The 8,033-nt window shown below is 63.9% G+C and carries 8 protein-coding genes and 1 pseudogene; 4 read left to right on the top strand and 5 right to left on the bottom strand.

From position 1 onward, the window contains the following. Positions 1 to 1,552, top strand: a 1,552-nt coding sequence (locus AC07ZH_RS06635) for an AAA family ATPase (protein ID WP_495199058.1), incomplete at its 5' end; no start/stop codon positions are given. Positions 1,553 to 1,815: 263 nt separating this feature from the next. Beyond that, a pseudogene (locus AC07ZH_RS06630) lies at positions 1,816 to 2,121 on the top strand (penicillin-binding protein); the annotation flags it as partial. On the opposite strand, the gene AC07ZH_RS06625 reads toward AC07ZH_RS06630, so the two are convergent. Next, the gene (locus AC07ZH_RS06625) at positions 2,121 to 2,378 is read right to left on the bottom strand and encodes a DUF2442 domain-containing protein (protein ID WP_495199057.1); all 258 of its coding nucleotides are present in this window, start codon (positions 2,376 to 2,378) and stop codon (positions 2,121 to 2,123) included. The pseudogene AC07ZH_RS06630 and the gene AC07ZH_RS06625 sit on opposite strands and share 1 nt — an antisense overlap. Then, a complete protein-coding gene (locus AC07ZH_RS06620; RefSeq protein WP_495199056.1) occupies positions 2,350 to 2,640 on the bottom strand; it encodes a DUF4160 domain-containing protein in 291 nt (96 codons plus the stop codon). Before AC07ZH_RS06620 ends, AC07ZH_RS06625 begins: the two co-directional genes overlap by 29 nt. Before the next feature lie 193 nt (positions 2,641 to 2,833). Here AC07ZH_RS06620 and AC07ZH_RS06615 point away from each other — a divergent pair, with 193 nt between their 5' ends. Beyond that, positions 2,834 to 5,467: a penicillin-binding protein 1A gene (locus tag AC07ZH_RS06615; protein ID WP_495199055.1), complete on the top strand. Its 2,634-nt coding sequence runs from the start codon at positions 2,834 to 2,836 to the stop codon at positions 5,465 to 5,467. Between the two features lie 34 nt (positions 5,468 to 5,501). Here AC07ZH_RS06615 and AC07ZH_RS06610 read toward each other — a convergent pair whose 3' ends face one another. Further along, the gene (locus AC07ZH_RS06610; protein WP_495199054.1) at positions 5,502 to 6,053 is read right to left on the bottom strand and encodes an NUDIX hydrolase; all 552 of its coding nucleotides are present in this window, start codon (positions 6,051 to 6,053) and stop codon (positions 5,502 to 5,504) included. 73 nt (positions 6,054 to 6,126) lie between these two features. Then, positions 6,127 to 6,822: a fumarylacetoacetate hydrolase family protein gene (locus tag AC07ZH_RS06605; protein ID WP_495199053.1), complete on the bottom strand. Its 696-nt coding sequence runs from the start codon at positions 6,820 to 6,822 to the stop codon at positions 6,127 to 6,129. Positions 6,823 to 6,887: 65 nt separating this feature from the next. Between AC07ZH_RS06605 and pgeF the strand changes: the two genes are divergently transcribed. After that, a complete protein-coding gene (gene pgeF / locus AC07ZH_RS06600; RefSeq protein ID WP_495199052.1) occupies positions 6,888 to 7,760 on the top strand; it encodes a peptidoglycan editing factor PgeF in 873 nt (290 codons plus the stop codon). Here the strand turns inward: pgeF and AC07ZH_RS06595 are convergent. Continuing rightward, positions 7,680 to 8,006 carry a hypothetical protein gene (locus AC07ZH_RS06595; RefSeq protein WP_119107745.1) on the bottom strand — a complete coding sequence of 109 codons (327 nt, stop codon included), beginning with the start codon at positions 8,004 to 8,006 and terminating at the stop codon, positions 7,680 to 7,682. The two genes, pgeF and AC07ZH_RS06595, sit on opposite strands and share 81 nt — an antisense overlap. Positions 8,007 to 8,033 lie beyond the last annotated feature (27 nt).

Raw genomic sequence — 8,033 nt, 5'->3', positions numbered from 1 at the left:
GTTGTCAGGTTCAGGCCAAGGTCCGCTTGCTTCATGCCTCAGATTTTCTCAGCTCATCGGCTCGCCGAGCACATCGGGAGCCGATTTATGCAGACTTTCCCTAGATCCGGAGATCGAAAAGACTAGCGAGCAGTCTGCCCGAAGTAGGCTCCGTTATGGTCACGCCAAGCCGGAGGAATATGGCGGTATTGAACAGTCACGTAACGTCAGGCGATGGGGAAACAAAGACCCTCGCTTCATTCTCGATGACGCTGGCACATTACTCCAAGTTCTCTTTGCTGAACAGGCCAATACTGCTGTGAGGGCGTATAACGCTGCCGCAGACGGCTGTCCGATTGAGAAAGGCGATACGTTCTTGCGCAAGTTGAAGGCGATATTCCATCGAGTACTGCCAACTCGGCGTCTAGAAGTCACGGCAGACAATATTTCCGTCTCTCTCGTTGGGGATGACAAAATATGCGAGCCGTACAGCATTACGCAGATGAGTGATGGTGAAAAGGCAGTCTTTTACCTGATCGGTCAGACGTTGGTCGCCGAATCGAACTCGGTGTTCATCATGGATGAGCCAGAAATTCATGTCCATCGGTCCATCCTTGGTCGGCTATGGGATGAATTAGAAGCTACGCGCCCCGACTGCGCATTTCTCCTTATCACGCATGACCTTGAATTTGCGGCTTCACGAGCCGGGAAGAAATATGTAGTGCGGAACTATGTTCCTGCCAACGGTTGGATAATCGAGGATGTTCCCGAGGCTGAAGGTTTTAGTGAAGAACTTATCACGCTGATCCTTGGCAGCCGCAAGCCGGTCCTTTTCGTCGAAGGCGGTCAAGATAGCCTCGATCTCGCTTTCTACCGCGCCTGCTATCCGGGTTGGACAGTCGTACCTCGCGGCGGATGCGAAGGAGTTATTCACTCGGTTGTGACGATGCGGCACAACGCTGCATTTACCCGGGTCCAATGCGCTGGTTTGGTCGACGCAGACGGCCACAATGAAGATGACCGTGCGACTCTCGGTGATAAGGGTATCCAAATTCTTCCAGTGTCAGAGATCGAAAACCTCCTTTTGCTGCCCAGAGTGTCGCGTGCAATCCTTGAAATGAATGATCTTGATGGAAGTGAGCTAGAAGGAAAACTCGACACGCTGAAGACTGCAATCCTCGCGGATGCGTCGGATGAGAAAAATGTGAACGAGGTCGTCCTGAGCTATTGCCGTCGGCGTATTGACAGAATGTTGAAGCAGATAGATTTTTCGAAGGAGAAATCCGTCGCAGAGCTTGCCGCCGGTTACACTGCGCGAACCAATGAATTAGACGTCACTGCGATTGCCGCCGAGATAAAAGCGAAGATTGATGCCGCCGTTGCCTCAGGTGATCTGGCCGCCCTGCTGACGGTTTATGATCGCAAGAAACCGCTCTTGGCGCTGGCATCCTCCCATTTACGGAACTGGAAAATCGAGGTTTTTAGCGCCTGGGTTACGCGCGCTGTCCAGAGTACGCGGGATGACCGGCTTCGCCAAGCCATTCATGGCGTCCTTCCTGAACTGACGACTTGATGGTCAACAGGGTTTTCGTCCGGATACCTATGTCTGCTTTGGGTCGAAAGCAGTACTACGCCCCATCGGTGTCAAGCAGCTTGACGCCGCCTCGGCCGCTACAACCCCAAACCGCAATTCCCGAGGATTGGCGTTATAACTGCGCACCTCGCGCCCTCCATGGGCGGTCTGCAAGCCATTCCATCCCGCCTGCAAAACTCCCAATTTGATAGCTGCTCGCGCTTATCCCTAAAGCGCTAGAGCCACTTTTGACCAAAATTCCCATGTCTTTCTCTGCTTTCCTGCGCACGCGCTGGGCCGCGCTGCGGCCGGTGTGGGCGCGTGTGCTGCAGCGGCCTGAAAAGCTGCTGTCGCTGCACAGCCTGCTCTGGGCGCTCATCGCCGCCGGGCTGGCGATGGTGCTGTATGTGCTGGTGCTGATTCCGTTCACGCCGGGCATCCGCGACATCCGCAAGGCCAAGACGGAGCAGCCGGCGCAGCTGGTGGCGTTTGACGGCAAGCTGTTGGCCGAATACCGCTGGGTGAACCGCGCCTGGGTGCCGCTCGCCGAGATTGCCCCGCCGGTGGTTTAGCCCGCTGCGCCTGAAACCAGCGGAAATGAGGATGGATTTCGAATGGACTGCACCGATAAGTCGATGTCCAACATCGGCCAGTAAAGATGGTCGGGGGTCGGCCACTGAACTTCGGAAATCTGTTCGATCGTCCCCTTTCGGAACCAGGGGAATTGTTCGAAGGGAACGAGCAGTTCCTCGTCGGCAAGCAGAAGCCAAAAACCGTGCTTCGAAATATGGGTCACTTCAGCTGCCAAAGTGGTGGTTCCAGGCATCTTGGATCTCCTTCAGGTGTGCATTCACAACGGCTTGCGCTTGTCGAAGTTGCGTCTCGGAAAGACCAGTATGGTTGGCCAGAACCACCTGTGGTGTAAGCCAGAATTTCGCTTCACCGTCTACGTGTGAAACATGCACGTGAATGCGTGTCTCCTCCCGCGAAAAAAAGAAGAGACGAAATTGGCCGTCACGAACAATAGTAGGTGCCATTGCGTTACTGTAACCAACACCGATAGCGGCCTGGATGTGCACCAGTTGCATATTACGCATCCCGTGGCAGTCTTCGCAGCTACAACCCCAAACCGCAATTCCCGCCGATTGGCGGTATAACTGCGCACCTCGCGCCCTCCATGGGCGGTCTGCAAGCCAAACCATCCCGCCTGCAAAACTCCCAATTTGATAGCTGCTCGCGCTTATCCCTAAAGCGCTAGAGCCACTTTTTACTAAAATTCCCATGTCTTTCCCTGCTTTCCTGCGCACGCGCTGGGCCGCGCTGCGCCCGGTGTGGGCGCGTGTGCTGCAGCGGCCCGACAAGCTGCTGTCGCTGCACAGCCTGCTCTGGGCGCTGATCGCCGCCGGGCTGGCGATGGTGTTGTATGTGCTGGTGCTGATTCCGTTCACGCCCGCCATCAGCGACATCCGCAAGGCCAAGACGGAGCAGCCGGCGCAGCTCGTCGCGGCCGATGGCAAGCTGCTGGCCGAATACCGCTGGGTGAACCGCGCCTGGGTGCCGCTCAGCGAGATTGCCCCGCCGGTGGTGGATGCGCTGATCGCCACCGAGGACCACCGCTTTTACCAGCACTGGGGCCTGGACTGGCGGCGCACGGCGTCGGCGCTGGTGCGCACGCTGGGGGGCGACAAGCAGGGCGGCTCGACCATCACGCAGCAACTGGCGCGCAACCTGTACCCCGAGGAGATTGGCCGCGCGCCCACGCTCACGCGCAAGATCAAGGAGGCCATCACGGCGCTGAAGATCGAGGCGCTGTACTCCAAGGACGAGATCCTGGAGACCTACCTGAACACGGTGCCCTTCCTCTACAACGCCTACGGCATCGAGATGGCGGCGCGCACCTATTTCGACAAGTCGGCCGACCAGCTCAACGTGCTGGAGAGCGCCACGCTCATCGGCATGCTCAAGGGCACGGCCTACTACAACCCGGTGCTGAACCCCGAGCGTGCTCAAGAAAGGCGCAATACCGTGCTGGCGCAGATGAAGAAGCACGGCAAGCTGACCGAGGCGCAATACGCCGCGCTTACCAAGCGCCCGCTGCGCATCCGCTTCGAGCGCCAGGTGGAGGCGGCCGGCCCCGCGCCGCACCTGGCGCAGCAGTTGCGCAAGCAGCTCATCGACTGGGCCGACCGCAACGGCTACAGCCTGTACGCCGACGGCCTGGTGATCCGCACCACCATCGATTACCGCCTGCAGCAGCTCGCCAACCAGGCTGTCGCGCGCCAGGGCCGGGCGCTGCAGGGCGTGGCCGACTCGGCCTGGGCCGCGCGCAATGCCTGGAACGCCAAGAGCCCGCTGGTGCGGCAACTGGTGCGCGAATCGGCGCGCTACGAAGCAGCCGTGGCCCAGGGCGCGGCGCCCGAGGACGCCCTGAAGGACTTGCTGGGCGACCCGGCCTTCCTGCGCACGCTGCGCCAGGACAAGACGCGTGTGCAGGCCGGCTTCATGGCCATGGACCCGCGCACGGGCGATGTGCGCGCCTGGGTGGGCAGCCGCGACTTCGCGCAAGACCCGTTCGACCACGTGCAGGCCGCGCGCCGCCAGCCAGGCTCCACCTTCAAACCCTTTGTGTACGGCGCCGCGTTCGAGCAGGGCCTGCTGCCCACCGACACGCTGATGGACACCGCCGTGGAAATCCCGCTGGGCAACAAGCAGGTCTGGCGCCCCACGGACGGCAACAAGCCGCCGAGCGAGATGCCGATGACGCTGCGCGACGGCCTGGCGTATTCCAAGAACACCATCACCGCGCAGCTCATGCAAGAGGTGGGCCCGCTGCGCGTGGCGCAACTGGCACGCGCCATGGGCGTGCGCGAATCGAAGCTGGACGTGGTGCCCTCGCTGGCGCTGGGCACCAGCCCGGTCACGCTCAAGGAAATGGTGGCGGCCTACGGCGCCATCGCCAGCGCCGGCCGCTACCGCGCGCCCCGGGTCATCACGCGCATCGAAGACAAGAACGGCAAGGTGCTGGAAGACTTCGCCCCCGCCGCGCCCGAGCGCGTGCTGGGATTGAGGGCCGCCCAGGAACTGCGCGACGCCATGCGCGGCGTGGTGGACAAGGGCACGGGCGTGGCCATCCGCAGCCGCTACGGCATCACCGCCGACGTGGCCGGCAAGACCGGCACCACGCAGGACAACACCGATGGCTGGTTCATCCTGATGCACCCGCAGCTCGTGGCCGGCGCGTGGGTGGGCTTCAACGACGGGCGCATCACCCTGCGCAGCGATTACTGGGGCGAGGGCGCGCACAGCGCGCTGCCCATGGTGGGCGAGGTGTTCCAGCAGGCGTTGCGCGCCAAGGTGATCGACGGCAACCAGCGCTTCATCGACGAGAACGAGTCCAACTGGGTGGGCAGTGCCGTGGCCGGCGTGCGCAACTGGGTGTACGACCTGTTCGGCCGCCGCACCGGCGGGCCGGACGCCCCGGACCGCACCGCAGGCGCCGTGCCGGCGCCCGGCACCACGCCTGCTGCGCCCGCCGCGCCGGCCCCCGCCGAAGCGGATCGGCCCGAGATCACCGAAGCCCCGCTGGTGCCGCTGGAAAACGCGACGCCCCGGGCGCAGCCTCTGCCGCCGGTCACAGACGGCGAGCCGCCGGAGGCCGCGAGCCCGGAGATGGCCCCTGCGCCGCAGCCGGGCATTGTGGTGACAACGCCACCTGCGCCGCAGTCTCAGCCTCAGCCTCAGCCTCAGCCTCAGCCTCAGCCTCAGCCTCAGCCGCAGCCGCAGCCGCAGCCGCAGCCGCAGCCGCAGCCGCAGCCAGGCATGGTGGTCACCATGCAGGTGCAGCGCGGTGTGGTGGTGCCTGCGCCGGCTCCGGCGCAGGGCAACGTGCCGTTTTTCGTGGAAACGCGGCCCTGAGAGATCGCAAACACGCTCTGACTGCAGAGGCTCCCTAGTCGATGTCCACGCAGTGCACACCGTAGTTGCCCGTGCGCCGGTCGGCAAAGAAGCGCACCAGGGTTTCTTTCACCGTGCGAAACGCCAGCTCGTCCCAGGGCACCTCGTCCTCGGTGAAAAAGCGTGCCTCCAGGGTTTCGAAGCCGGGGTCCAGCCGCTCGGACAACAGGTGGGCCCGGTAGAACAAATGCACCTGGCCCACGCGCTGTACGTTGAGCACGGCAAACAGCGGCCCGAGCACGATCTGCGCGCCGGCTTCCTCGTCGGTCTCGCGCGCGGCGCCCTGCGACGTGGTTTCGCCCAGCTCCATGAAGCCAGCCGGCAGCGTCCATTTGCCCCGGCGCGGCTCTATGGCACGCAGGCACAGCAGCACGCGGCCATCGGGCAGCACGGGAACAGTGCCCACCACGTTGAGCGGATTTTCGTAGTGCACGCGCCCACAGTTCGGGCAGATGGCGCGCTCGCGCGTGTCGCCGTCGTCGGGCAGGCGGTAGGCCACGGCCGTGCCGCAATCGCGGCAGTATTGGATGGGGCTGTGCTGGCTCATGCGAAATTCAAGGACAAATTGGCCGGCAGCGCTTATTCCACCTGCGCGTGCAGCTATTGAAAAGTGAGTTGCTTTACGCCACCCGCAGGCGCAGTGGCGCGAGGCCATCGACGCCGCCTTCGAGCAGGTCGCCGCGCTGCACGGCGCCCACGCCAGCCGGGGTGCCGGTGTAGATCAGGTCGCCGGGCGCGAGCTCCCAGGCCTTGGAGAGGTGCTCGATGACCTCGCCAACGTTCCAGATCAGCTGCGCCACGTTGCTGCGCTGGCGGTCCGCGCCATTGACCTGCAGCCAAATGCCGGCCTGCTGCACGTCGCCTGCTTGCACCGCTGGGGTAATGGGGGTGATGGGCGCGCTGGCGTCAAAGCCTTTGCCGATGCACCAGGGGCGGCCCTGCTTTTTCATCTCGCCTTGCAGGTCGCGCCGCGTCATGTCCAGGCCCACGGCGTAGCCAAAGATGTGGCTGGCCGCGTCCGCTGCCGCAATGTTGCGCCCGCCCTTGCCGATGGCGACCACCAGCTCGATCTCGTGGTGCAGGTCGTGCGTCAGGCTGGGGTAGGGCAGCAGGGCGGGCGCGTCGCCGGCCGCCAGCACCAGCGCGTCGGCGGGTTTCATGAAAAAGAAGGGCGGCTCGCGGCCGGTGAAGCCCATTTCCTTGGCGTGCTCTTCATAGTTGCGGCCTACGCAATAGATGCGGTGGACGGGAAAGCGCGCCTCGGTGCCGAGCACCGGAACGCTGCTGGTGGGTGGTGGGGGAAAGACGTAGCTCATGCAGGGCCTTCAACAGGTTGATCGCGGGGCGGCGGCGAGGGGCTGTCGGTACACTCACCGCCAAGATGGACAGCCCGCATTGTCACCCGGCCGACGCGTCCGCGCAGGCCTTGTCTGGTGTGCCAGCCGACTGGTTGCGCCCCGACTGGCCTGCGCCCGCGCACGTGCAAGCCCTGTGCACCACACGCGCGGGCGGCTGCAGCACCGGGGCTTACGCCAGCATGAATTTGGGCCTGCACGTGGGCGACGCCGCGCAGGCGGTGCTCGCCAACCGCGCGCGCCTTGTGGCGGCCCTGCAATCCATCACGCCGGGCGCGCGGCCGGTGTTTCTCGACCAGGTGCATGGAAGCTGCGCAGTGCCGCTTGGTGCCGAGCTGCCCGATGGCACGCCTGCCGATGCCGCCTGGGCGCAGGCGCCGGGCCTGGCCTGCACCATCATGGTGGCCGATTGCCTGCCGGTGCTCTTCACCGACCGTTTGGGGCGCCTGGTCGCTGCCGCGCATGCTGGTTGGCGCGGCCTGGCGGGTGGAGTGCTGGAGTCGGTTTTGGAGTGTTTTCGGCCGCTAGCGCATAGGGAAAATGCGCTGGCAGCTATACATTCAAGAGCAAAGCCTGCCAATGACTTGCTCGCTTGGCTGGGGCCCTGCATAGGTCCGAAAGCCTTTGAAGTGGGCGACGACGTGCGTGCCGCTTTTTGCGCCCTTGATGGCGCGGCCGAACAGCATTTCGCCCCACGGGGCGGTGGCAAATTCCTGGCCAACCTGCCGGCGCGGGCGCGCCAGCGCCTGGCGGCACAGGGTGTCACGCAGGTCTATGGCAACGACGGCAGCGATGCCTGGTGCACCTTCAGCCAGCCGTCACGTTTCTTCTCGCATCGGCGGGACGGCGCCGTGGGCGGCGGCACCGGGCGCATGGCCGCCTGCATCTGGCTCGGCTGAGGTTGGCGCAACTGAGCTTGGCGCGGTCATGGCCTGCGCGGCAGCAGCGCGCTCCTGCATCTCGCGTGCATGGATCTTGCGCCGCCGGCCGGGCGTTCCCAGGATGTAGACCACGATGGAGAGCGGCAGCAGGCCATAAAGCACCAAGGTGATGAGGGCGCCGAGCACGCTGCCGGTTGTGCTCGTCGCCTCGGCCACCGCCATCAGCACCACCACATACAGCCAAGCCATCACTACCAGGTACATACGCACTCCAACGTCAGAAAAGGACAG

Source organism: Simplicispira sp. GW247-4R2A, assembly GCF_059424465.1.
Note: the sequence above shows the minus strand (reverse complement) of the source record. Positions and strands in the feature narration are given on the sequence as shown.